Below are 25780 nucleotides of genomic sequence, written 5' to 3'. Positions count from 1 at the left end.
GCGTACGGCTTTTTTTATGTCCCTGCCGTACAGGTTGGGTTATGAAGGACAGGAAAATTACAAGAGTTGGCTATGAAGCACATGGTGTTCGCCTTTTTATGCAGCTCAATAGCTTTTTCTATCATGCCGGTGTGCTGTACGGTAACCCTTGGATTCAGAGTGGCACATGTAAATTTTCCGCTGCCATTTGCGGTTTCTTCCATAACGCCTGTCGCTGTGTCTGCATATTGAGTTACAATTATCCCGGCTTCGGCACAAAGGTGCAGGTACCATAGCATATGGCACGATGAAAGAGAGGCAAGCAATAATTCTTCAGGATTATACCTTGACGGGTCTCCGCGAAATGCCGGATCGGATGATCCCGGAATCACCGGTTTTCCATCAACAGTAATTGCATGATCCCTTGTGTAGCCCGTATAGTTTTGTGTGCCTTTTCCGGTATTGCCGGTCCAGTTTACAGTTGTCGAATAATGATGCATTTTCATTGTCTTAATTTTGAGTGTAATATAGGGATTGTTAATAAATTAAAAAGCCGCACATTGCTGCGCGGCTCTTAATACAGGCGTATAAATTGGTTATTCTTTTATTATTTTGATGGATGCCGATCCTTGTGCTGTAGTTGCTTTTACAATGTAAATGCCTGCCTGCAGCGATCCAAGAGCGATTGTTTTTGCATTATCGGCAGCGCTTACCAACATTCCAAGAGTGTTATAAACCTCGATCTTCTCTATTGAAACTGACTCTTTCACATCCAGGGTAAGTACATCTTTCACAGGGTTAGGGTGTGCCACAAGGCTTAATTGATGTGAAAAGCTATCCCTCCCCAGTGCCGGTGTAAAAGCGCTGGCATCAATGGTGCTGGTGCTCTGTGCCAGGTTAGTAAACATGGCTTGCGGGGTTTCAGCTTCGCGATCCAACGGTGCATATAACTCAAGGCTCGATTTTAGCATGGCACCGTTGTTCATGGCCCCAATTTCCAGTTCATTCATACCCGAACGGTAAAAGAACCAGTTCCTGTAATTTACATTGGCCGGTGCCCCTGTGCCGTGCAGTGTAAATACCTGTGCTTCTAGGTTTTCATTCACGCTGCCTGCCGCAGTAGCATCCTGGTAAAGGATGGTTTCACCACGCGCATAAAAATGCGTAAGCGTTACTTTGTGCCATGTACCATCATTTACGATACTAGTTCCTGTTATGCTGCTGCCCGATGGTGATGTATATTTTACAAATCCGTTTGCATCGATTGATACAGTTCCCGGTGCGGCTGTAGTTGAAAAGGCCAATAGGTTTCCTGTGCCTTCAGTCTGTACGTCGAATGAAACGGTGAAAGGGTGTATCATTGCATCAGGGTCAAAAGAAAGTGAGCCGCCCCCCGATACAGGATCAGGAGTTACATATGTTGCTGTAGAAAGTACCGGTTGTGGCTTTTCTGCTTCCAGCGCATCAAAAAGCGATGGTACGATAGCATAGAACAGTTCGGTATGGCCAGCCGTGTTCGGATGCAGGTAGTCATCCTGGTAGCCGGTAGCCCAGTTTCCGGTTCCGTTGTCTACAGCGCCCAACATGTTGGTGCTCGGAACATCCCATTGCGCCATTTCAAGGTTCATCTGCTTAATGAAATTGTAGTCGGTCAGGTTGTAGTCACCACGGGCATAGTTGTTCATTACAACAGGCACTTTGTCTTCGTCGCGTGCCATTTGTACCAGCAATTGCAGGTTGGCTCCATAGGAATCATAAGCTACCTGGCCGGTTTCGTGTACACCTTCGTTGCCCAGCACAAGTCCGAATGCTACATATTTGCCGCAATCACCATGAAGGTCTTTTTCAAAGCGGTTCAATACATTTGTTGTGTTGTTGCCGTTTACAGAGATGTTAGACCTGTAGAATGGCGAGCTGCCTTCCGTTGCCCTTTGTCCAAGCAGTTGATTAAACTGATAGGCGTATCCCTCCATATTGGTTGCTCCCTGGCCATTCATGCCCGATGAGCCCATAAAGGATATTTTGTATTCGTCCGTGGTAACGCATTCTATGCCATAAGTATAATTCGAAAGGTCAAGTGTTATTATGAAGTTGCCGTACCTAAGGTCGATGTCCTGCATAGCTATGCCAAATTCATTGGCATGCGCTTCCATAATCACGCTTCTTTGGCTTCCTGTTACTTTTTTCATTACATAGTTCCATGACTGGTTGCCTTTAAACACAAAGCGCGGATTAACATCTGATGTTACCACTGTCATGTCAAGTGTTGCGCTCCATACGCCGCCGCCCTGGTAGGTAAGCGGGGCGTCACCACCCCATCCGCCGGTGATGCTGCTGCCTACTACGCTCCAGTTGATAGGCGTGATGGTGTATGTATTCGTGTTCAGGTTTACGGTAATAAGTACCGGCCCTGCCTGTGTGGGGTCAATGCCCTCTCCATTAACCGCAAGGCTGCCGGCCGTGGTGGTGCCGCCATATACTGTTGCTCCGGCATCCTGCGAACTGTAAAAGCTAAAGGTCCCTGCTTCGTTAAGCGAAGTATAAATCTCAAATACATTGCTCACGGTGCCCTGTGTACCGGTTACCATATGCATTTGGATTGCAGTTGTTATGGCATCGCCGTTTTCTGTAGCCGTACCGTTAAAGTAAAGGGCAGTATTCTGGTTCGAAACATTAATTGTTTTTGTGCCGAATATTTCCGGATTTTGAGCGCTGGCAGCTTTAACCACAACAACGCCGTTGCCCACGGGGATAAGAACACCCGCAGTATTTATCACCGCGATGTCTGTGTTGTCTACGCTCCAGGTTACATTGGTAAATGTAGCATCTGCAGGTAATATTGCAGCCGTCATTTGCGATGTCTGGCCACTTGCAGTAATGTCTGAGCCGGCAACGGTTACCGAAGTCACTTCTGTGATAGGCAGGTTGCTGAATTCCTCAATCTTCATCACATTCATGTAGCCGAATACATCCTGAGCAATAGAAACACTTACAGTAATGTTGCCCTGTGCGTTTGGCATCAGTATAGGAGTCGCAAGGATCGTGTCGATGTTGCCCGTAGTACCGTTGCTGGTTTGGATCTGGCCATTAAATGTGTTAAGGCCTGCAAATGCAAATGCTGTCTTTCGAATGGAAGTGGTAGGCCTTGAAGCAAAAACGTGGAATCTATATCCTTTTGCCGGGTCAAGGTTTTTGAAAGTTACCTGCCCTGTAGAGTTGCCCGAACCTCCTGTTTCAAGATAAAAGTAGTCCATCGTAGCGGTACTGATGGCCAGATCGCCCAGCAAAGCTTCTGTTGGGGCGGTTGGTCCATAGTTTACAGAAGTGTTCACGATAAAGTTATCGGTTACTTCCATGTCAATGCCTGTGTCTGTATTGGCTGCGTTCAGGATGTTGATCGTGCTGCCAAGGGCGCCGCTTGTAGGATTGTTCCAATAATGGCCGTTTAGGTCGGGACTGGGAGTTACCAGCCCGTTGGTGCCTGCATTGGAGCCGAAGTCAATGTACATGGTTTGATCAAGGGTCTGCCCATGCATTGCAGTGATTCCCAATGCCAGGGATGCAAATAGTAGTAGTTTTTTCATACGAATTTTGGTTAGGTGATACTAAATCGTTTGCGAAGAAAGGGCATACTTTCGCATCTTAAATTTGGAGTAGGGAAAAAGTGGACATGAAAGGAACGTTAGTTGTGTTAATTATCTTTAAAACAAAAAGTTGTTGTGTTTTTCACTACGAAAAAAAGTGGAAGTTTTATTTTTCAGAGTGGACAAAAAGAGCTTTTTTTTTAAAGAAAAATAGGATAATTAGTATCCTGAAATTACTTTTTTTTCGGTTTTGAATGACCCGATCTGCATCACTTTTGCCTCAAAATCATCGCGAGGACCTAATGCTTTATTTTTAATCTTTACACGGTAATTGTAAATGGTGTTTACAGAATAGCGTAATAGTTTAGCAATTCCCGAGCTGTCGGATATACCAAGGCGGATAAGGGCAAAAATGCGCAGCTCCGTCGTAAGGAGTTCGCCTTTTTTGAGGGTAATTTGCTCTTCCGGGGCAAGCAGCTCATTGATTCGTTCTACAAAATCCGGATAAATATGGAGAAATATGGTGTCAAAATTTTTGTAGAATACTTCCAGTTCCTCATCAATGAGCTGCGATGATTTTGTCCTTTCAAAAAGTTCTGCAACCTGCTTGGCCACAATCATTTTTTTTACAGTTTTACGATAAGTGTCCAGTTTATCAAGATATTCCGAACACAGGTTAAGGAGGTTGCCTATGTAATATTCCTTCACGCGATTGGTTTCGCTAAGTTCTCCATACAGCCCTCCCAGCTCGGTATTGGCTGCCTGTAGCTGCACATTAAGCGCATTTAGTCTTATGTTGGCCTCCTGCAGGTTTTTGCGGGCGCGGGAAAGGCTCTTCAGTTGGCGCACAATATACAATACGGTGAAAACCAGCAATACTGCCATAATGCTCATCACTACCAGGTATCCCTGTAGTTTTTCCTTTTGTGCCCTGATCTCGGTTTCATACGTTTTATTGATTATGGGCAGTACATTGGAAATGGAAACCGACCGTAGCCTCGAGTTGTAAAATGCAGCATCTTCAAAGGCAAAGTTGATGTAGCTGTGTGCGCGGTCAATGTCGCCTTCCTTAAAAAGCTGTAGCGCCAGGGCGGTAAGCGAGGCATTGTCCTTTACAGCTGCCCGTATGTCCGATATCGCAGAAAGGCTAAGGTATTTTTTATAGTTCTGTACGTCTTTTTCGGCCAGGTAGGTTTGCGCCAGGAAAAAGGCAATGCTTGAGTAGCTGCGTGTGCCGGGCTGTGCCATGGCAAGCCGCCGCAAATTGGCCTCCCGTGCTTTAGCAAACGCACCCTCGTCCCGGTAACGGGTTTCGGCTACCGATAGGTATAGTTCCGATATGGTATCAAGGCCCTGCACCAGGCTGTCGGCATAGGCAGAATACCGTTGGGTATATTTCTTTTTAATATCTTCGGCGGGGCTGTAAAAACGCAGGCGGTAGTTGAGCCACATTTTTGCATAAAAGTATTTTTTGAGCAGGCCGTCCGGCAAAAGGCGCCTGTCTACCTGCGATAACGTATGGTCGGCCTCGATGTAGTTTCCCGAGGAAGAGAGTATATCGGCCAGTTGTATACGCGCTTCATAAAGCAATGCGGCATTGCCTGTTTTCTCAGCCAGCCGGATATTGGCCCCGAGATAGGTTAGTGCCGAATCCAGTTGGTACGGAATGTATTCCTTTGCGAGGCGGTTGTTATAGTTCCAGGACTCTGTATCAGGCAGGTTGGGTTCGCCCAGGTATTGCTTCAGCTGGTTGATACGTTGTTCCCGTGCGGTCACATAGGTTTCTCGCTTAGCCATTTCTTTTTCAAGTACAACAAGCAATGAGTCCGTTGCCTGGGCCGAAATGGTTTGGCAAAAGCAAAGCAGGGCAATAAGGGCAGCGATCCGTTTCATTTATTGAGTTGTAACTGCCAAATATAGGGAAATAGGACATCTTAGGCACAATACACTTGGATTTAGCCAATATATTAAATATTGCAGGGAAATCATTTAAACTGTATTTGCTCTTTTCCTACGGGTTCAGCAGTGCTTTCCGGTTCAATATAAGCTCGTCCCGGGTGGGGTAGCCTTTGTTTCTCCTCGCCCATGGCAAATCCCATTTTGTAACCAATATTATCGTTTGTGGTGAGGAAAACATTGTCGTAATCTTCATCGCCAGCTGGAATATACAGCATTACTTTTTTATTGACGGTATCGTCTGTCATCCAGTCATCGCCTTGCTTTGTTGAAGTCCATGCTGTAATCGATGGTTTGTAGATAATGTCATTCGGGTAATGCATATAATTTACAAAAAAGCAGTATGTAACAAAGTCAGTGTCATAAGGAAAGGTCACAGCAAATCTTTTCTCTGTCAGGACAGTAAGAAGAGGCAGGGCTACAAACTCGTTTTGGTTGTAAACGTTACAAAACTTTTGTATGGCATTTTTTACATCATCAAGACTGGCATTCTCTATAAGTACAATCTTGTCGTTTTGTATTTTGTTTGTAGGCAGGATTGCGTCATCCGGCCTTTTCTCATTTTTGCTGTTGTCAGTTGGTTTGCAGGATTTAATGATGATTGCAACAATAAGTAAACCGACAATGATAACGAATATTTTCATTTGTTTTAAAAGTATGATGTGGCAATAAATATAAATAAATAATGCAGCACATTGCTGTGCTGCATTATAATCAATCCAATAAAAATGTGAATTATCCGCCGCCAAGTATAATCCACTTGCCTTCTTGGTGGAAACCTTGTCCTCCACCCGCAGTTATTGTTGCATAACCACCTGACATGGTGAATGTATATGTCCATGGGTCGCTGGGTAAACAACCGTTATTCAGGTACAGTACATTTCCTGTTGCAGTTAGAGAACTTCCCTGCGAACCTCCGCTGCTTAGTACAGATACCGTACCATCATATTGAACGAATATAAGGCCGCCTGTAGCTGTAGAGCTGCACTGTGTATAGAATCGTACCATTATCAGCGCGCCTTTTTCTACATAGACCTGTGGGATCGCCGTACCTCCTGTAGTTTCCATATACTGAGGGTGCTCGCCCGGGTCGCCGTTACATACATATTTAGTAAGCGAAGCATTTATCTCTCCCGACTCCAGTGTACCATTGCCGTTGGCATCAAGGCCGTACTCCAGCTTAACACCGCCGCCGGCACAGTTTGCCCCTGCAGCTTCTGTTGTGGTTTTTACAATAGTATTTATGCCATTAGCCCCCGTTGCTCCTGTAGGACCTACTGCTCCCGTAGCGCCGGTTGGCCCTGCCGGTCCTGTTGCCCCAACTGCCCCAACTGCTCCGGTAGCACCCGTAGCCCCTGTTGCACCCGTAGCTCCGGTTGGCCCTGCGGGTCCCGTTGCTCCTACTGCCCCGTTACATACATACCTTGTGAGCGATGCATTTATTTCACCGGCATCAAGAACACCATTGTTATTTGCGTCAAGCCCATATTCTACTTTCATGCCACCGACTGAACAGTTGGCTCCGGCCGCTTCAGCCGACGTTTTGGCAAGTGTATTTTGTCCGTTGACCCCGGCTGCACCTTGCGGCCCTGTTGCGCCTACTGCTCCAGTTGCGCCCGTAGCACCTGTAGCACCGGCCGGTCCTGCGGGTCCTGTTGCTCCGGTGTTACCTGTTGGCCCTGCCGGCCCTATTGGTCCTATTGGTCCCGCCGGTCCTGTTGCGCCCACTGCACCCGTTGCACCTGTTGGTCCTGCGGGTCCTGTTGCTCCGGTGTTACCTGTTGGCCCTGCTGGCCCTATTGGTCCTATTGGTCCCGCCGGTCCTGTTGCGCCCACTGCACCCACTGCACCCGTTGCACCTGTTGGTCCTGCGGGTCCTGTTGCTCCGGTGTTACCTGTTGGCCCTGCTGGCCCTATTGGTCCTATTGGCCCCGCCGGTCCTGTTGCGCCCACTGCACCCGTTGCACCTGTTGGTCCTGCGGGTCCTGTTGCTCCGGTGTTACCTGTTGGCCCTGCCGGTCCTATTGGTCCTATTGGCCCCGCCGGCCCGGTTTCACCTATTGCTCCTGTTGCACCTGTAGCTCCTACAGGCCCAGCCGGCCCTTCAGGTCCTGTAGCTCCAGTTAAGCCTATTGGCCCTTGAGGACCCGGCGTTCCGTTTAGCGAGTATAGCGCATACGGCACACTCATTAATTGACTAGTGCCTGATATTGTGTAGTTGGTACCGCCTTCAGGGTCGGTTTCCGTTTTGATGAAGTAAGGACCGTTCGCCCAGTCGATGGCTGCAAAAGTACCCGTAACAGCTGTGCCTGAACCTATTTCCAGGCTCACCAGCCCGTTAGCGTTTGTTGACGTGTTTTGTGTTTCCACATAAACCGCTGTTCCTGTATCGGTACCCTGTAGTACGCTGATCCTCATTCCTATGGGCGAAAGAGTTACCAGTTCACTGTCGCTGTTCCGTATAACAGCCTGATAGCTCATTTTTTGGGGGGACTGCGCAAAGGCAAGCGATCCAAAAAACAATATTCCTAATGTTAGTATTTTTTTTATCATCAGTTTGTCTTTTTAATGATTTTGAATGTTTTAATTTCCTGCGAACTGTTTACCACCTTCAGATGATATACAGCATCGTTTAAGCTCCCCATTTGTATTTGCATTTCGGGATCTGTGATGCGCTGGTTTTCAATCAGCCTACCGGCCATGTCGTACAGTTGGTAGGAGAGATCTTCAGTCGTTGCTCCCTTAATGCTTAGGATCAGGACATCTGTTGTAGGGTTCGGATAGGCCTTCATGATTAAATGGATTTCAGCAGGGTGCTTGATAGATAGCACAACCGAAATTTCATAAGGTTGCTGCACACCTTGTGCAACACTTCCATTATTGCCTGTATGAGTAGTATATACTACCTGCCCAATACTGTACGCTGCACTGCCGCCACTACCGGAGGCATCGCCACCGGAGGCATTTGCAGAGTCCTGTGCGTGCAAGAGCCCTGTGCATAACAGGCCGGATGCAAGCACTAACAATGGTTTTGATTTGTTTTTTGTCATTATTTCTATTTTTGTGGATTTCTTTTCTATTTCTGGGATGCAACCTGCAAACAGGGAAACCTTGTAAAAATGTAAGCGTATGCCGGGCACTTTTCGAAATGCTATCGTAAAACGTAGTTTACCACGCAGTTTACAGTTGAATGATCCTTAAAAATATAATCGCAGAAAAGGGGCTTTCTGACTCTTTTGTGTTAACGAAAACCAAAATTATTGTTAACTGGACAAACTTATATATTTATAATGCATTAGGTGTAAGAATGTTGCGAAGCGCAAGATTTTGTATGTGAAATGCACAAAACGCAACAATTGCGGTTATTTGAAGTATGGAAAACAATAAAAACAAAAAAAGCAGCACATTGCTGTACTGCTTTTGGTAGCCTCGCCAAGAATCGAACTTGGATCAAAAGTTTAGGAAACTCCCATTCTATCCGTTGAACTACGAGGCCATTATTTTCGAGGTGCAAATATATAGAAATTCTATTTATGTTTGAAAGCTAAAAATGGAAAAAGTTTATTTGTCATGATTGTGGCTACCCAACCGGTAGTAGTATCGTAAACTCCGTTCCAACTCCGGGCTCGCTAATCACACTAATCTCTCCTCCGTGATTTTCAACGATTTTTTTGCACAGCGCCAGGCCTATGCCTGTCCCGGAATTGTCCGTAAGGCGCTTGAACATTTTGAAAACCTGCTCGCCATACTGCTGTTCAAAACCCATACCGTTGTCTTTTACTGTTATTTTTGCAAAAGATAGTGAAGAATTTAGGTGCGGGTACAGTAAAGTCAGTTCAGACGCGGCTTCTTCGTACGAAATTTCGATTAAAGGGTTTTCAGAGCTAAATTTTATAGCATTATTCAACAGGTTTGCAAACAGTTGGTGTAATTGTGTAGGGATGCCTTTTATAACAGGCAGCGGTGTGTTCTCCAATTGCACATTCTTTTCAGCTATGAGCAATTCAAAATCTTCCTTAATGGTGTGAATCACCTCATTGAGATCAACTTCCTCAAAAAGTTCGTCGGCACGGGACAGCTGGGAGTATTTCAATACATCTTTTATCAGGTTAGACATGCGTTGGGCAGCCGCATTGATTTTTTCGAGCTGTTTTTTAGCAAGTGTTTCGTTATGGAGGCTGCCTTCCAGCATTTCGGCAAAAATCTGTATTTTCCTCAAAGGTTCCTGCAGGTCGTGCGAAGCTATGTAGGCATACTCCTCCAACTGCTTGTTACGGAATTCAATCTCTTTCGCATAGTCCTGCATCCGGTCGTCTGCGAGTTTTCTTTCAGTAAGGTCGCGTGTTACTTTACTAAAGCCAATGATCTTGTTTTCGTCGTCGTGCAATGCCGTTATAACCACCAACCCCCAAAATTTGCTGCCATCCTTGCGCAGGCGCCAACCTTCGTGTACTGCCCTGCCGGTGTCATGTGCCTTGGTAATCAGCCGTTCCGGGAGCTTGTCTTCACGGTCATGCGGTTGGTAAAACAGCCTGAAATTCTTTCCTATTATTTCCTCATCAGTATAGCCCTTTATCTTTTCAGCGCCAAGGTTCCAGTTCTGTATATAGCCGTCCCTATCCAGCAATATGATGGCATAATCCTGTACTTCCTCGATCATCTTATGGTAGCGCTCCTCACTTTCCTTAAGGCTGAAGGTACGCTCCTCGACCTTTCTTTCTAAAAGTTCCGGGAGCGATCGGTATTTGTTCTCGCCGGCATAAAGCAGTTCATCTTCCAGTTTTTTATCGGTAATGTCTTCAGCCACATTAGTAACGCCTGTCATCCTGCCGCCAGTGTCCAGTAGCGGATGTACGGTAAGGATGATGTTGCGTTGTGCCCCATCAGGCCTCTCAATGACCAGTTCCTTTTGTTTAGTGGCGCTGATACCCGAAATAACTTCAGTTACAGGACACCTTTCCTTTTTAAGGGGCGAGCCATCGGGCTCATGCAATTTTAGGAATTTGTACCATTTTATGCCCATCTCGGGAGCCTTTCCCCAAAGTCTTTCAGCAGCAGTATTATAAAAAGTAATGCCTCCCTCTAAATCACAGGTATATATGGGTGCCGGAATTGATCCAAGCAGTGCGGTAAAGCCTGGCGGGTAATTATTTCCGGACTGTGGAATGGGATTATTTTTTGGGTTGGAAGCCTCCATAATGAAGTAATACCTGATAAAGATAGTAAAAAAATAGTCAGGCTTATGCCCCAAACTTATTCTATGCTTACAGATTTAAGTAAGTATGAAGTGGCAATACCATTAATAATATCGCTCAATGCCGTAGTAAGAGCCGAAATGCTTGCCGGCTTTACCAGGAAGTGTGCTGCACCCAGGGCCAGTGTATCATTGGCATCTTTACCGTAGGATGAGGTCGTGTAAATGATAACGGGTACATTCGTGAGCCTCGTTATCTGTTTAACGGCAGCCAGGCATTCACATCCTGTCATGTAAGGCATATTGAGGTCAATAAAAATATAATCAGGGATAAAATCGGGGTTCTCATCGATAAATTTCAACGCCTCAAGACCGTTTTTTGCAGAAATGAAAACACATGACTTATCTACGGCCTCTAAAGCGATTTCAAAGATTTCCCGGTCATCATCATCATCATCAATAAGAAAACAGGTGCGGTTCGGCATAGGAAAATTTTAGGATGTTAAATATACAATAAAACCTCCGGTGCGTCATAAACACCATGTTAAACAGTTGTTAAAAATCAAACAAAGATTCCGTCTTGTTTCTCAAGTTGAGGATATTGCAGCAGCAAATCTTTGAAATGGGTATTGAGATTTGGAAACTCTTTAATAAACATTTCAAATGAACTGTCGGTACTTTCCATAATAAAGTGATTGATTATCCTTAACGAGGAAATAGTGAGACCAAGGTCAAATTTATCGGCTACACCCAGCGCTGTAGTGTATTCCTGCAACTGGCTTACCACATTGCAGGATGCTTTGTCGAGTCCATATTTGCGTATATGTATCCATGCCAGTCTTATGTGGGCTTCGTGAGTAAAGAGGGCAGGGTCGAAGGAGCAGCTTTCAAACAGCCGTTCGAATTCGGCATCGGTAAGTGTAAAATGAGTTTCCATGGCAACAGCTTTTACTTAATAGATGCAGAATAGGCAATAAAGGTTGTGTTGAAACGGAAATTAATATCTAATTATCGATGTGAGGATGCATTTCCCTTTTTTCAAGAGCCAGTTTTTTCATTGATTCGTCACCATTTTCCAGATAATACAAGTATTCCCTTAGTTTCATCCTCTCATCGAATGTCACGAATTTTGCTTTCATGAAATCGTTGTGCAGATAATCCCTGATTCTTTTTCGGTATTGTTCCGGATAATATTTTTCAAGATAAAAAAGTGCGTGGGGAATATGTTTCCTGAATGCCAGCTTTTCAATTTTGGGCAATAGCTTTTTATCAAATTTTTTATGGGAAAATGCCTGAAAATAGTCAAATTCGGTCACCGGTTTTTTCGAAATAATAATCAGGCTGTCCAGCTTATGCAATGTTGCATCAGAATTGAAAAGCAATTCAATGTCCTGTTCGGTGGGTTCTTTGCCGTCCCGGATAAGGCTTTCATAAAGGCGGGTCGTGTATACATCATAATATTTATCATATACAGCTTCATAACTGTATCCGCAATTCATTATTGCAACAGAATCCCTTTGTTTAAGTGATGCCTGAAAGATTTTGACCACATCTCCTTTTCCCGAGGCGATAAGCCAGCAATTGGCATACACATATACAAATGGGTTTTTATTGGCAGCGAGCACCTCAATTTCGCCGGCAAGCAGGGTTTTTGCAAATTCATTAACCTCCTGCTGTTGCGAGCCGGGCAGGTACCAGGTAGGAATGAAAGCATTTAGCACGCCTATATGGTTAAGCGCATCTATTTTTTGCTGAATGTCCTGCGAGACACATGATAGAGTACACAAGAGCAAAAGCAACACTTTGTTCATCTTTAAGGTTAATAGGTGATGTGTTAAACGTAAAAATACTGCGAATAGTACTTCGAAAACGTTATCATTCCCACATATTTTCCCATTTTTACCTTTGCTTAAAAAAAATCGTTACTTTCGCAAATTGATTTTTAGAAGGTACTACCAATGAGTAAGAAGTTTACTGAATATAAAGGACTTGACCTTGCCGGACTGGCGGGCGAAGTGCTTGATTTCTGGAAGAAAGAGCAAATATTTGAAAAAAGCGTAACGACCCGCGAAGGCAAGCCGCAATATGTGTTTTTTGAAGGCCCGCCAAGCGCGAATGGCCTTCCGGGCATTCACCACGTGATGGCACGTGCTATTAAAGACATCTTTTGCCGTTACCAGACGCAGAAGGGCCACCAGGTAAAACGCAAGGCAGGCTGGGATACGCACGGCCTTCCGGTAGAGCTTGGTACCGAGAAAGAATTGGGCATTACTAAAGAAGACATCGGCAAAACCATTTCGATAGAAGAATACAACGAGGCCTGTAAGCGCACGGTAATGCGCTACACTGACGTGTGGAACGACCTTACCGAAAAAATGGGCTATTGGGTGGATATGGAAGACCCTTATGTAACCTATAAGCCCAAATACATGGAGACCGTTTGGTGGCTCCTGAAACAGATATACGACAAAGGCCTTTTATACAAAGGATACACCATACAGCCTTATTCGCCAAAAGCGGGTACCGGACTTTCTTCGCATGAGGTAAACCAGCCGGGTGCCTATAGGGACGTGACGGATACCACGATTGTGGCGCAGTTTAAAACGGTTGCCGATTCACTCCCTGACTTCCTGAAAGGTTTTGGCCAAGTGGACATCATGGCATGGACGACTACACCATGGACGTTGCCTTCAAATACCGCGTTGACTGTTGGTCCTAATATTGATTATGTTTTGGTAAAAACCTTTAACCAGTACACTTTTAAAGAAATCAATGTGGTGCTGGCAAAGAACCTGTTAGGCAAGCAATTCGGCAAGAATTATTTTGAAAGTACTGAAGATGCCGACTTTGCTAATTTTAAGGAAGGCGATAAAAACATACCATATAAAGTTCTGGCAGAGGCCAAAGGCAAAGACCTTGTCGGCATACGCTACGAGCAACTACTGCCTTTTGTACTGCCATACCAAACCCCTAAAAATGCCTTCCGGGTTATATCGGGCGACTTCGTTACCACCGAAGATGGTACCGGTATCGTGCATACCGCGCCAACCTTTGGTGCTGATGATGCCAAAGTGGCTAAGGAAGCCAAGCCGGAAGTTCCGCCAATGTTGGTATTGGACGAAAACGGAAGCCCGGTGCCGCTTGTGGACATGCAGGGTAAATTCACTTCGCATGTGGGCAGCCTCGACAATCCGAACGGGAAGCCGCTGGAGTTGGCAGGCAAGTATGTGAAGAACGAATACTACGACGCAGGCACCGCACCGGAAAGGTCGGCCGACGTTGAGATATCCATCTATCTTAAAGAGAACAACAAAGCCTTCAAAGTAGAGAAATACGTACACAGCTACCCGCACTCCTGGAGGACGGACGAGCCGCTGCTGTACTACCCGCTCGACAGCTGGTTCATAAAAATGACCGATGTTAAGGAGCGTATGTTCGACCTGAACGATACCATCAACTGGAAGCCTAAGGCGACCGGCGAAGGGCGTTTTGGCAACTGGCTCAAGAATGCTAACGACTGGAACCTGTCGCGTTCCCGATACTGGGGCATACCGCTCCCGATATGGAGGACTGAGGACAAGACTGAGGAAGCACTTATCGGTTCGGTGGAAGAGCTGTATAATGGTATCGAAAAAGCAATTGCCGCAGGATTCATGGCAGAGAACCCGTTCAAAGGATTTGAGCCGGGCAACATGAGCGAGGAGAATTACGACCTGGTTGACCTCCACAAAAACGTGGTGGATAAGATCGTACTGGTTTCGCCATCAGGCAAGCCAATGCACCGTGAAAGTGACCTGATCGACGTTTGGTTCGACAGTGGCGCCATGCCGTATGCGCAGTGGCATTACCCTTTCGAAAATAAAGAACTCATCGACAACCACGAGTCTTTCCCGGCGGATTTCATTGCCGAAGGGGTAGACCAGACACGTGGATGGTTCTATACGCTGCATGCCATTGCCACATTGGTATTTGATGAGGTGTCGTATAAGAATGTCGTTTCAAACGGATTGGTGCTCGACAAGAACGGCCAGAAGATGAGTAAGCGCCTTGGCAACGCGGTAGACCCGTTCACCACCCTGGCCGAGTATGGCCCCGATGCTACCCGTTGGTACATGATAAGCAACGCCAACCCGTGGGACAACCTGAAATTTGACATCGAAGGCGTGGCAGAAGTGCGCCGCAAGTTCTTCGGTACTTTATATAATACGTACTCATTCTTTGCGTTATATGCTAATATTGATGGTTTTTCTTACGAAGAGCCTGAAGTGCCTCTTAACGAAAGGCCTGAGATCGACCGCTGGATACTGAGCGAACTGAATACCCTTATAAAGGATGTAGACAGTTATTATGCTGACTATGAGCCTACGAAAGCCGCGAGGGCAATATCTGACTTTGTGCAGGAGAACCTGAGCAATTGGTACGTTCGCCTGTGCAGGAGGCGTTTTTGGAAAGGCGAGTATGCGCAGGATAAGATTGCGGCCTACCAGACGCTGTACACCTGCCTTGTGGCTGTGGCCAAGCTGGGCGCGCCGATAGCGCCGTTCTTTATGGACAGGCTTTATAAAGATTTAACACAGGCTTCACAACAAGAGAAGTTTGAAAGTGTACATTTGGCCGATTTCCCGGTGTATGCTGATAACTATGTTGATAAATCGCTGGAGAGCAGGATGGAGAAGGCGCAGACCATTTCGTCACTCGTGCTTTCGCTACGGAAAAAGGAGATGATCAAGGTACGCCAACCGCTGCAAAAGGTAATGATTCCGGTACTTGACGCAAAACAGAAAGCTGAAATTGAAGCTGTAGGAGAGTTAATAAAAGCTGAAGTTAACGTTAAGGAAATCGAGTTGCTGGATGATGCTTCCGGTGTGCTTGTAAAGCAGATAAAACCAAATTTCAAGGCTTTGGGTCCGCGTTTTGGTAAAGATATGGGTCTGGTAGCCAAAGAGATACAGTCGTTCTCGCAGGAGCAGATCAACACTATAGACAAAGACGGCAGCCTCGATATTGCAGTTTCGGGAAAAAGTATTACTTTAACCTCTGCCGATGTAGAAGTTTCATCGCAGGATATACCGGGCTGGCTGGTAGCCAATGCAAATGGCATAACTGTTGCACTGGATATCACGATAACCGGCGAACTGAAGCAGGAAGGCATAGCCCGTGAGCTGGTGAACAGGATCCAGAACATCAGGAAAGACAGTGGCTTTGAAGTGACTGACAGGATTAAGATATACCTTCAGGAGAATGCGGATCTTGAAGGGGCGGTAAAGGCAAATGAAGAGTACATCAAGAGCGAGACCCTTACCGATGAGATGGTTTTCCTGCCGGTAGTAGAAAACGGAACCCAAATTGAATTTGACGAGATAACAACCTTATTATTAATTTCAAAATAGATAGAGAAATGGTAGATGAGCAAATACGATACTCTGATGCAGACCTTGCAGAGTTTAGGGAATTAATTACAAAGAAAATTGAAAAAGCAAAGGCAGATCTTGACCTTATACGCAGTGCCTATATGAACGACCTGAATAACGGTACCGACGATACTTCGCCAACGTTCAAGGCATTCGAGGAAGGGAGCGAGACCATGTCGAAGGAAGCGAACTCACAGCTGGCCATCCGCCAGGAGAAGTTCATCCGCGACCTGAAGAACGCGCTTATCCGCATTGAGAATAAGACCTATGGCATTTGCAAAGTAACGGGCAAACTTATCAACAAGGAGCGCCTGAAACTGGTTCCGCATGCCACAATGAGCATCGAAGCCAAGAACATGCAACGATAATTTCAAGACCGCCTCAGGGCGGTTTTACTTTAGCCACGAATTACACTAATTTTCGCAAATTATCAGTGGTATTGCAATTTGTGAAAATTAGTGTAATTCGTGGCTAAAAATCTCTTATCTAAATTAATTCCCTTATTTTTGCGGCTAAAATTCTGTAAATGTCCTTAAAGAAAGCCTACCTTATTGTCATTCTTGTGTTGATCATCGACCAGGTATCCAAGATTTACATCAAAACAACCATGATGCATGGCGATTGGTTCCGGGTATTGGGGCTGGATTGGTTCAGGATAAATTTCATAGAGAATGAAGGCATGGCGTGGGGGGCAGAACTTCCGGCATGGCTTGGGGGCAAACTAACTCTTACACTTTTCCGCATACTGGCGGTAGGTGGAATAGGATGGTGGCTTTGGGATGCGGTAAAAAAGCGCCAGTCGCCTTATCTTATTGTCTCAATCGCGTTGATACTTGCAGGCGCTTTTGGCAATATCATCGACTCGGTTTTTTACGGAGTGATATTCGACCATAGCCACGGACAGGTAGCCACAATGTTTGCTGATGAACCGTATGGTACATTATTCCACGGAAAAGTAGTGGATATGTTCTATTTTCCTTTATTTAGCGGGCAATGGCCATCATGGTTCCCAATTTGGGGTGGTAAGCATTTTTCTTTCTTTAATGCGATTTTTAATGTTGCCGATACGGCAATATCAGTAGGTGTGGGCATACTTATCGTTTTCAATAAAAAGGCATTCGCTAAATAGTTGATTTGTTGATTTGGTTACTTGGGTTTAACGAATTAACGCATTAACGAATAAACGAATAAACTTTCTCCGGTGTTACACAATAATCAAGCGGGACATCCGTGTCATTCGCTTCTATAAGCTCTTCTTCACCCTCAAAAAACGACAACCCTATCTTTATAACGTCGGGCTTACATTCATTCAGGAAACGATCATAGAAGCCTTTGCCGTAACCCACACGGTGGCCTTTTTGGTCGAAGGCCAATAATGGCACGAATACTACATCCAGTTTATTGGAAGGTACTTCAATGCCATCGACAGGCTCGGGGATGCCGTACTGGCTTACCATGAGTTTGGTATTATCGGTTAGCAGGTAATGTACCATAGCCATGCGCTCAAAATCAGACCGTGACACGATCACTTCCTTATCCTTCCCGGCAAGGATGTTCAGGATAAAGTCGGTTTGCACTTCCTTTTGGTTCTCCATCGTCAGGAACAGGTGGAAGTAGGTCTTGCCCCAAATATCCAGCGTCAGCAGCCGGTTAGCAATGGCAAGGCTTTTGTCTTCGGCTTCTTCGGGGAGGAGGGCCTGGCGGAGGTTTTTATATTTGAGGCGTAGGTCTTTTTTTTTCATTGTTTATTTGTTGATGCGTGGATTTGGTTATTTGGAACGAATTACCGTATCCACAAATAACCAAATCAACCGACGCTACACCATCCGCTGCGATATATGAAATATCGCATCGCCCTGGTACACTATCGGTGAGTCGTTGGAATTGATGATATATCCCGTATTGGGTGCCTTTACTTTCTTTTCGAACTTGCCGAAAGGGTCGGTAATACAGGCAATGATCTCGCCTTTTTGCACGAATGCCCCTGCTTTGGTCTTGTTTTGGAACAGCCCCGAATTGCGGGCCCGTATCCAGGCGGAATTTTCAATATAAATTGAGGGCCTGTCGGCAGGCTGGGCTTTTTTAGAGGCATCGAGCATTCCGAAATGGGCAAGGAAACGCTTGGCACCCCGTACGCCATGGTGGGTTATGTCGGCATCGATGTCTAACGATTTGCCACCTTCAAACAGGAGCATTTTCACACCCAATTTGTCGCAGGAATTCCTGAAAGAGCCGTTGATATTCTTTGAATAGAGTGTAAATGGGGCATTAAACACATCAGATAGCTGTTTCAGCTCTTCATTGCCCGGCACTATGCGTATTTGCGGCGCATTGAAGCGGCTGGCCCCACCGGCATGGAAGTCGACGCAATAGTCTACATGGGGTATTACTTCCTTTAAAAGGTAATAGGCAAAACGGCTGGCCAGTGATCCGTTCTTACTGCCGGGGAATACGCGGTTAAGGTCGCGCCCGTCAGGGAATTCACGGCTTTTGTTCACAAACCCGAATACATTAATGACCGGTATACAGATGATGGTGCCTATGCGCGGCTTGTTAATATTGCGGACGATGATCTGGCGTACAATCTCCATACCGTTGATCTCATCGCCATGCAGCCCTGCCGAGAATAGTACTACCGGGCCGTCATGTTTGGAGCGCTCCACTATTATTGGGATCTTGAGCTTGGTCATTGTGTGCAGGCGGGCAATTTCCATGTTGATGGTTTTGCTGTCGCCGGGCTTTATCTCCTCGTCCAGTATTACAAGTTTGCGATGCTCCATAGGCTTTGTGAAAGGATAAAAATACTAAAACTTATCGAAATGGAAAATCACCAATTACAGAAGTGAAACAAACCCCTTATTTTGCTGTTACATCAAAAGATTTGTTCACTAACTTTGTACCATGCATACCCCTTTAGACTTACAAATACAAACATTGCCCGATAGCCCCGGCGTATACCAGTATTTTGACAAAGACGACAAATTGCTGTATGTCGGGAAAGCGAAGAACCTGAAAAAGAGGGTGATGTCCTATTTTAATAAAATGCATGATTCGGGCCGGATCAACGTGATGGTGCGGAAAATCGTGAGCATAAAGCACATCGTCGTACTTACCGAAAGTGAGGCCCTTTTGCTGGAAAATAACCTGATTAAAAAGCTGCAGCCACGCTATAATGTACTCCTTAAGGACGACAAGACCTACCCTTGGATATGCATTAAAAAAGAACCCTTTCCGAGGATATTTTCAACACGGAAAATAATAAAGGACGGTTCGGAATACTTCGGTCCGTACACCACGTTTAAAGTAGTTCATACCCTTTTGGATCTTATAAAAGAGCTATACCCGCTGCGCACCTGCAACTACGACCTTAGCGAGCAAAATATCCGTTCCGGTAAGTATAAAGTGTGCCTCGAATACCATTTGGGCAACTGCAAAGGCCCGTGCGAAGGTCATGAATCGTTTGCGGTGTACCAAAACCATGTGGATGCCATCCGGCAGATCCTGAAGGGTAACTTCAAAGAAAGCCTCAAGGATTTTAAAAAGCGCATGCAGGAGTTTGCCATGGAAATGCGCTTTGAGGAAGCCCAGCAGATCAAGGAAAAAATGGACGTCCTGGAAAACTACCAGTCCCGCAGCACGGTATTCAATCCCAAGATATCCAACCTGGACGTGTTTTCCATTATTTCCGACGAAAGTATGGCTTATGTGAATTTCATTCAGGTATCGCACGGTGCCATCATCCGTAGCCATACGATGGAAATTAAGAAGAAACTGGACGAGCCTGATGAGGAATTGCTGGAGCTGGCAGTGGTAGAATTGCGCGAACGCTTTCATCTCCGCTCGAAGGAGATATTAGCTCCGTTCCCGCTTGAACTGGGCGAGGGTGTAAATGTAACCGTTCCAAAGCTCGGCGATAAGAAAATGATACTCGACATGAGTGAGCGTAATGCCCGCTATTTCCGTCTGGACCAGCTGAAGCAGATTAAAATCGTAGATCCGGACAGGCATACCAACCGCATTATGGCGCAGATGAAAAAGGACCTGAGACTGCCCGAAGAGCCACGCCATATAGAGTGTTTTGACAACTCTAACATACAGGGTACCAACCCGGTTTCTGCATGTGTGGTATTTAAGGACGGCAAGCCGAGCAAAAAGGATTACCGCCATTTTAATATTAAAACCGTGGAGGGGCCTAATGATTTTGCTTCGATGGAGGAAGTTGTTTTCCGCCGGTACAAAAGGCTTTTGGAGGAAAACGAGCCCCTGCCGCAACTCATTATCATCGATGGAGGCAAAGGGCAATTATCCTCAGCATTAAAAAGCATTGATGAGTTGGGCTTGCGCGGGAAAATCACTATATTAGGCATTGCAAAAAGGCTTGAGGAAATTTTCTACCCCGGCGATTCTGTGCCACTGTACCTGGATAAAAAAAGCGAAACGCTCAAGATAATACAGCACCTCCGTAATGAGGCGCACCGGTTTGGGATTACCTTCCACAGGGACAAGCGTAGCAAAGGCGCGCTGAAAACCTCAATGGACAGCATTCCGGGCATCGGCGAAAAGACTATGGTGACGCTGCTTACCCATTTTAAGTCGGTAAAGCGGCTTACGGCAGCGCCTGAGGAAGAAATTGCCAAAGTGGTAGGTCCGAGCAAAGCAAAAAAGATTACTGAATATTATAAGGCGAATACAAAATAATGAATAGATTTTTTCTCCTGCTGTTATGCATGCTTGTTTTCGGCCCTGTAAAAGGGCAGGAGAAGAAGGAAGGCAAACCCAAAGTAGGCGTAGTATTGAGTGGCGGCGGCGCTAAGGGCCTGGCACACATAGGGGTGCTCAAGGTGCTCGAGGAGCAGGGGGTTGAGGTTTCTTATATAGGCGGTACAAGCATGGGTGCCATTGTGGGAGGCCTGTATGCGGCGGGTTATTCTGCTACGGAACTGGATTCTATATTCCGGGCTTTGGATCCTGATGCCATGCTGAGGGATTACACCCCGCGCGGTTCGAAGAACTTTTTCGAAAAGCGTAATGACGAACTGTACGCACTCAGCCTTCCGTTTAAAAACTTTCGCATTGGCTTTCCTACAGCACTATCCAAAGGACTCTACAATTACACCACCATAAACCGCCTTACCAATCATGTGCGCCACATCAGGGACTTTAATAAGCTGCCTATTCCTTTTGTATGCATTGCCACAGATGTGGAAACGGGCGAGGAAGTCGTGCTGCGGCATGGCGTCCTTCCGGATGCCATTTTAGCCAGCGGGGCATTCCCGTCGTTATATGCGCCGGCGGAAATAGACGGCAGATTGCTGATTGATGGGGGCGTAACTAATAATTATCCTATTGAGGAGGTAAAAAAGATGGGGGCCGACATCATCATTGGTGTCGATGTGCAGGATCCGCTCAAAACACGCGACGAACTCAAGGGCGCTACAGGCATACTGGTGCAAATCAATAATTACCAGATGATCAATAAGATGAAGGGCAAGCGGGAGCTTACCGATATTTACGTAAAACCTGACATTTCAGAATTCAGCGTAGTATCGTTTGAACAGGGCACCGAGATCATAAAAAAGGGTGAGGAAGCCGGCCGTGAAATTATTGAAAGGCTAAAGCCGCTGGGCGTTGGCCATCCCATAACCAAGCCACGCATACCGGCACAGGATTCTGTATACGTAGAACAGATTCGCATAGACGGACTCAATAATTACACACGATCCTATGTAATAGGTAAGCTGAGCTTTAAGCCGGGGAGTAAAATATCGTACGATACCTTCAACAGCGGTATCAGTACACTCAATGCAACCCAGAACTTTAATGGGATATCGTACTGTTTTGACAAAGGCACCCGCGGCGAGGTGCTCAACCTGAAGCTTGCCGAAAATCCCATCAACCGCTATCTCAAATTTGGGTTGCATTACGACCCATTATATAAGAGCGCCATATTACTCAACCTTACGCAAAAAAATCTCATACGCCGCAACGACGTGGCCTCGGTAGATGTGATACTGGGAGACAACTTCAGGTATAATCTCGATTACTACATTGATAACGGTTTTTACATCAGCTATGGGCTTCATTCCCATTACTCGGGCTTTAACCGCAACATTTCTGCAGATTATGCTGTGGGGGAACTCACCGGGATCCTGGGTACGGAATCGGTAAATGTGGATTATTCTGACTGGACAAACCAGCTGTACCTGCAAACCATTTTTGCCCAGCGGTTCCTGATTGGCGGCGGTGCCGAGTACCAGCATATCAATATAAAATCGGAAACCATACAGGACATCGACCCGGTATTTGACGACAGCGATTACATTTCGCTCTACGGGTATCTCAAGTTCGACTCTTACGATAGCAAGTTCTTCCCATCTGAAGGCTGGTTTTTCCAGGGCCTCGCAAAGGCTTTTGTCTACTCTTCCGACTATACCGGGGGGTTTGACCGCTTTACGCTGATAAAAGGGGAAATAGGTACGGCAAAGACACTTGCCAGGCGCCTGACCATAGACCTCAAAGCTGAGACCGGATTTGCACTGGGCGAAAACCAGGTGCCTACCTTCGACTTCATGCTGGGCGGGTACGGTTATAACCTTACCAACAGCTTTGTGCACTTTTATGGCTATGATTTCCTGAGCATTTCGGGCAACAGCTACATAAAAGGCCTGGCAACCCTTGATTATGAGTTTCTTAAAAAGAACCACCTGAATGTAACCGCCAACTATGCCAATGTGGGGTACAACCTGTATGAAGAGGGCTTGCTGTTCTCATGGCCAAGGTTTAGCGGCTATGCCGTTGGCTATGGCATGGAAACCATAATAGGGCCGGTGGAAATCAAGCACAGCTGGTCGCCAGAAACCCACAAGCACCTTACCTGGGTGAGCGTAGGGTACTGGTTTTAGGTTTTTTTAGGTGATTTTAGGGGTATTTATGGTTTTTTTGAGGCGCTTCAGGATGATTTTCAGGCCATGCCCTGATGACTTTAGGGGGTATAACAAGGGTATTTTTGGGTACATCCGACAAAAATCCGGTGACCTTTGCCGAAAAAGCGTTCCTGATGCACGGACGCCGAAATGCATTTTCCGGTAAAAATTCCCCAATTAGCAATCCAGCCTTTTCTAAACACACCAAATCAGCTCCTTCCGAATAAACATTTCGTTAAAAACCTCATAATTTTATTAAAAACCCTATATTTGGGACTTTAATAAAACCAAAACTATATGTCAATCTGGAGAAGGAAACCTTTAAATTTATTGCTGGATGAGGCCAGCGAATCCGAAAAAGGACTCAAGAAAACCCTTTCAGCAACAGGGTTAACCGCCCTTGGCGTAGGGGCCATAATCGGTGCGGGGCTATTTTCAATTACAGGTATTGCTGCTGCAACCAATGCCGGACCTGCCATAACAATATCGTTTTTAGTAGCAGCATTGGGTTGCATATTTGCCGGGCTTTGCTATGCAGAGTTTTCTTCCATGATTCCTGTTGCGGGCAGCGCGTACACTTACTCGTTTGCCACTATGGGTGAATTTGTTGCCTGGATTATTGGATGGGATCTTGTGCTGGAATATGCAGTAGGCGCAGCAACGGTTTCAATAAGCTGGTCACGATATCTTGGCAAGTTTCTCCACGGCTATGGCATAGATATCCCGGCCGAATTCATGCTTTCTCCTTTTGAAGGCGGTATTATTAATATTCCCGCGGTAGTAATCGTTATGGTAATGTCGCTCGTATTGATGCGGGGTACAAAAGAGTCGGCATTTATAAACGGGCTTATTGTTGCGCTTAAGGTAACTGTTGTGCTGGTATTTATTGTATTGGGCTGGCAATATATAAGGCCGGAGAATTATACGCCTTATATTCCTGATAATACAGGAACGTTTGGTGAATTCGGCTTTAGCGGGATTATCCGTGCAGCCGCCATTGTGTTCTTTGCCTATATTGGTTTCGACGCTGTTTCTACAGCGGCGCAGGAAGCAAAGAACCCCAAACGCGACATGCCCATTGGTATTTTGCTTTCGCTTGGTATCTGTACGTTGCTATATATACTGTTTGCACACGTAATGACAGGAGTTGTAAACTTCAGCGCTTTTGCCGGTACCGACGGTATTGCCCCGGTTGCCATCGCGATAGATGCCATGGGTCCGATGGATACTTCAGGCGCTATAGCCCCGGCCTATCCATGGCTGAATAATGCTATCCTGCTTGCTATTCTTGCGGGTTATGCATCGGTTATCCTGGTAATGCTTATGGGCCAGAGTCGTGTGTTCTTCTCGATGAGTAAGGACGGCCTTATGCCCAAAATTTTCTCCGATGTTCACCCTAAATTCCGTACACCGGCCAAAAACAATATGCTTTTTATGGTGCTGGTAAGCCTTTTTGCCGCATTCGTTCCTGCAAGGGTGGTGGGTGAGATGACCAGCATCGGGACGCTGTTCGCCTTTATATTGGTGTGCATAGGCGTACTGATTATGCGTAAGAAAATGCCGGAAGCGCCAAGGGCTTTCCGAACCCCGCTGGTTCCATTGGTGCCGATACTGGGCGTAGGCGTATGCCTTTTCATGATGGTCTTCCTTCCGCTCGACACCTGGATCAGGCTCATCGTATGGATGATGATAGGTTTTGACCTGTACCTTTTTTACGGTATGAGGAAAAGCTACCTTAATGCCGGCCAGTTTGGCTCAGGCAGCTATAAATTTGTTTCGGTGGCGGGTATCGTTATGGTATTGGCGCTGGTAGTAGTGGCTTTTATACACCACGAAGGGGCGAAAGCCGATGCATTGCTCCACCCGGATCCGGAAAACCCATATGTGCCGGTGCTGTTCTATTTTTCCGTAGTGTTTGCTGCGATTCATGCGCTGGTATTTGCTTTTACATATGGAAAGACTTCTACAAAATAAAAACAACAAACACACCCGGAGTCCCGGCAGCGAAAGTTGCCGGGATTTTTTTTGTTGCCAAGCCTGAACTCCTGTGCCCGGATTCCCTTCCCCTCCTTTGGAGGGGTGGCTGAAAGCCGGGGTGGTTACACAAGTGACGGAAGCAAAAGAAGGCAAACCACCCCACCCTCCGGGCACCCCTCCAAAGGAGGGGAAAGCTTCACTGCTGTGTGGCTTCATAATCCGGGTTTAGCCACCTTTACACTGAAATTGATTCCTTATGGGAATAGTGTGCTGCGTATCAATTCGACAAAATGTATGTATCCACACGAAAGTCCTGTGGATGCCCGGATTCCCTTCCCCTCCTTTGGATGGGTGGCTGAAAGCCGGGGTGGTTACACAAGTGACGGAAGCAAAAGAAGGCAAACCACCCCACCCTCCGGGCACCCCTCCAAAGGAGGGGAAAGCTTCACTGCTGTGTGGCTTCATAATCCGGGTTTAGCCACCTTTACACTGAAATTGATTCCTTATGGGAATAGTGTGCTGCGTATCAATTCGACAAAATGTATGTATCCACACGAAAGTCCTGTGGATGCCCGGATTCCCTTCCCCTCCTTTGGAGGGGTGGCTGAAAGCCGGGGTGGTTACAAGTGCCGGAAACAAGACAAGGCAAACCATGCCGCCCTCCAAAGGCGGGGAAAGCTTCACTTTTGCTTTTAGCCATCTTTGCCGTTTTCAGGCTGGTATTTTGATAATGGCTGATGAATTCTTACTTTGGAT

At 46.2% G+C, this 25780-nt stretch carries 18 protein-coding genes and 1 tRNA gene; 6 read left to right on the top strand and 13 right to left on the bottom strand.

The genetic code is table 11. The features are described from left to right. Nucleotides 1-14: 14 nt before the first annotated feature. The 11 genes from OGH69_RS13810 to OGH69_RS13760 form a co-directional block, all read right to left on the bottom strand. Nucleotides 15-485 (bottom strand): OsmC family protein, encoded by a 471-nt coding sequence (locus OGH69_RS13810; RefSeq protein WP_265175069.1) that lies wholly within the window; start codon nt 483-485, stop codon nt 15-17. Between the two features lie 90 nt (nt 486-575). Next, on the bottom strand, nt 576-3563 hold the full coding sequence (locus OGH69_RS13805) for a T9SS type A sorting domain-containing protein (protein WP_265175068.1): 2988 nt from the start codon (nt 3561-3563) through the stop codon (nt 576-578). A gap of 219 nt (nt 3564-3782) precedes the next feature. Continuing rightward, entirely contained in the window at nt 3783-5456 is a 1674-nt protein-coding gene (locus tag OGH69_RS13800) for a DUF6377 domain-containing protein (RefSeq protein ID WP_265175067.1), read from the bottom strand. 92 nt (nt 5457-5548) lie between these two features. Continuing rightward, nucleotides 5549-6310 carry a hypothetical protein gene (locus tag OGH69_RS13795; protein ID WP_265175066.1) on the bottom strand — a complete coding sequence of 254 codons (762 nt, stop codon included), beginning with the start codon at nt 6308-6310 and terminating at the stop codon, nt 5549-5551. Then, nucleotides 6255-8000, bottom strand: a complete 1746-nt coding sequence (locus OGH69_RS13790) for a DUF7151 family protein (RefSeq protein ID WP_306354394.1) — start codon at nt 7998-8000, stop codon at nt 6255-6257. The genes OGH69_RS13795 and OGH69_RS13790 overlap by 56 nt, the downstream gene beginning before the upstream one ends. Nucleotides 8001-8071: 71 nt before the next feature. Next, nucleotides 8072-8569, bottom strand: a complete 498-nt coding sequence (locus OGH69_RS13785; protein WP_265175065.1) for a T9SS type A sorting domain-containing protein — start codon at nt 8567-8569, stop codon at nt 8072-8074. A 371-nt stretch (nt 8570-8940) separates the two neighbouring features. After that, nucleotides 8941-9015: transfer RNA gene (locus tag OGH69_RS13780), tRNA-Arg, on the bottom strand. 84 nt (nt 9016-9099) lie between these two features. After that, on the bottom strand, nt 9100-10716 hold the full coding sequence (locus OGH69_RS13775; RefSeq protein ID WP_265175064.1) for a PAS domain S-box protein: 1617 nt from the start codon (nt 10714-10716) through the stop codon (nt 9100-9102). Between the two features lie 56 nt (nt 10717-10772). Beyond that, entirely contained in the window at nt 10773-11198 is a 426-nt protein-coding gene (locus OGH69_RS13770) for a response regulator (RefSeq protein WP_265175063.1), read from the bottom strand. A gap of 77 nt (nt 11199-11275) precedes the next feature. Further along, nucleotides 11276-11650 carry a hypothetical protein gene (locus tag OGH69_RS13765; protein WP_265175062.1) on the bottom strand — a complete coding sequence of 125 codons (375 nt, stop codon included), beginning with the start codon at nt 11648-11650 and terminating at the stop codon, nt 11276-11278. A gap of 67 nt (nt 11651-11717) precedes the next feature. Then, nucleotides 11718-12524: a hypothetical protein gene (locus tag OGH69_RS13760; RefSeq protein WP_265175061.1), complete on the bottom strand. Its 807-nt coding sequence runs from the start codon at nt 12522-12524 to the stop codon at nt 11718-11720. A gap of 147 nt (nt 12525-12671) precedes the next feature. On the opposite strand from OGH69_RS13760, the gene ileS reads away from it, so the two are divergent. The 3 genes from ileS (at nt 12672) to OGH69_RS13745 (ending at nt 17253) form a co-directional block, all read left to right on the top strand. Next, nucleotides 12672-16103 carry an isoleucine--tRNA ligase gene (ileS, locus tag OGH69_RS13755; protein WP_265175060.1) on the top strand — a complete coding sequence of 1144 codons (3432 nt, stop codon included), beginning with the start codon at nt 12672-12674 and terminating at the stop codon, nt 16101-16103. Between the two features lie 8 nt (nt 16104-16111). After that, the gene (locus OGH69_RS13750) at nt 16112-16492 is read left to right on the top strand and encodes a TraR/DksA family transcriptional regulator (RefSeq protein WP_252810358.1); all 381 of its coding nucleotides are present in this window, start codon (nt 16112-16114) and stop codon (nt 16490-16492) included. 158 nt (nt 16493-16650) lie between these two features. Beyond that, nucleotides 16651-17253 (top strand): lipoprotein signal peptidase, encoded by a 603-nt coding sequence (locus tag OGH69_RS13745; RefSeq protein WP_265175059.1) that lies wholly within the window; start codon nt 16651-16653, stop codon nt 17251-17253. Between the two features lie 43 nt (nt 17254-17296). Here the strand turns inward: OGH69_RS13745 and OGH69_RS13740 are convergent, their stop codons facing one another. After that, nucleotides 17297-17866, bottom strand: coding sequence for a 5-formyltetrahydrofolate cyclo-ligase (locus OGH69_RS13740; protein WP_265175058.1), 570 nt, complete (start codon nt 17864-17866; stop codon nt 17297-17299). A 75-nt stretch (nt 17867-17941) separates the two neighbouring features. Beyond that, nucleotides 17942-18904, bottom strand: a complete 963-nt coding sequence (locus tag OGH69_RS13735) for a succinylglutamate desuccinylase/aspartoacylase family protein (protein ID WP_265175057.1) — start codon at nt 18902-18904, stop codon at nt 17942-17944. A gap of 121 nt (nt 18905-19025) precedes the next feature. Between OGH69_RS13735 and uvrC the strand changes: the two genes are divergently transcribed. The 3 genes from uvrC (at nt 19026) to OGH69_RS13720 (ending at nt 25021) form a co-directional block, all read left to right on the top strand. Further along, nucleotides 19026-20822, top strand: coding sequence for an excinuclease ABC subunit UvrC (gene uvrC, locus OGH69_RS13730; protein WP_265175056.1), 1797 nt, complete (start codon nt 19026-19028; stop codon nt 20820-20822). Continuing rightward, a complete protein-coding gene (locus tag OGH69_RS13725; protein WP_265175055.1) occupies nt 20822-23026 on the top strand; it encodes a patatin-like phospholipase family protein in 2205 nt (734 codons plus the stop codon). The genes uvrC and OGH69_RS13725 overlap by 1 nt, the downstream gene beginning before the upstream one ends. Before the next feature lie 318 nt (nt 23027-23344). Continuing rightward, nucleotides 23345-25021 (top strand): amino acid permease, encoded by a 1677-nt coding sequence (locus tag OGH69_RS13720; protein WP_265175054.1) that lies wholly within the window; start codon nt 23345-23347, stop codon nt 25019-25021. The last annotated feature ends 759 nt before the right edge of the window (nt 25022-25780 follow it).

This window comes from Flavobacterium sp. MFBS3-15 (genome assembly GCF_026107645.2).
Taxonomy (GTDB): Bacteria; Bacteroidota; Bacteroidia; order Flavobacteriales; family Flavobacteriaceae; genus Flavobacterium.
The sequence above is the reverse complement of the archived record's forward strand: the minus strand, read 5'-3'. Positions and strand labels throughout refer to the sequence as shown.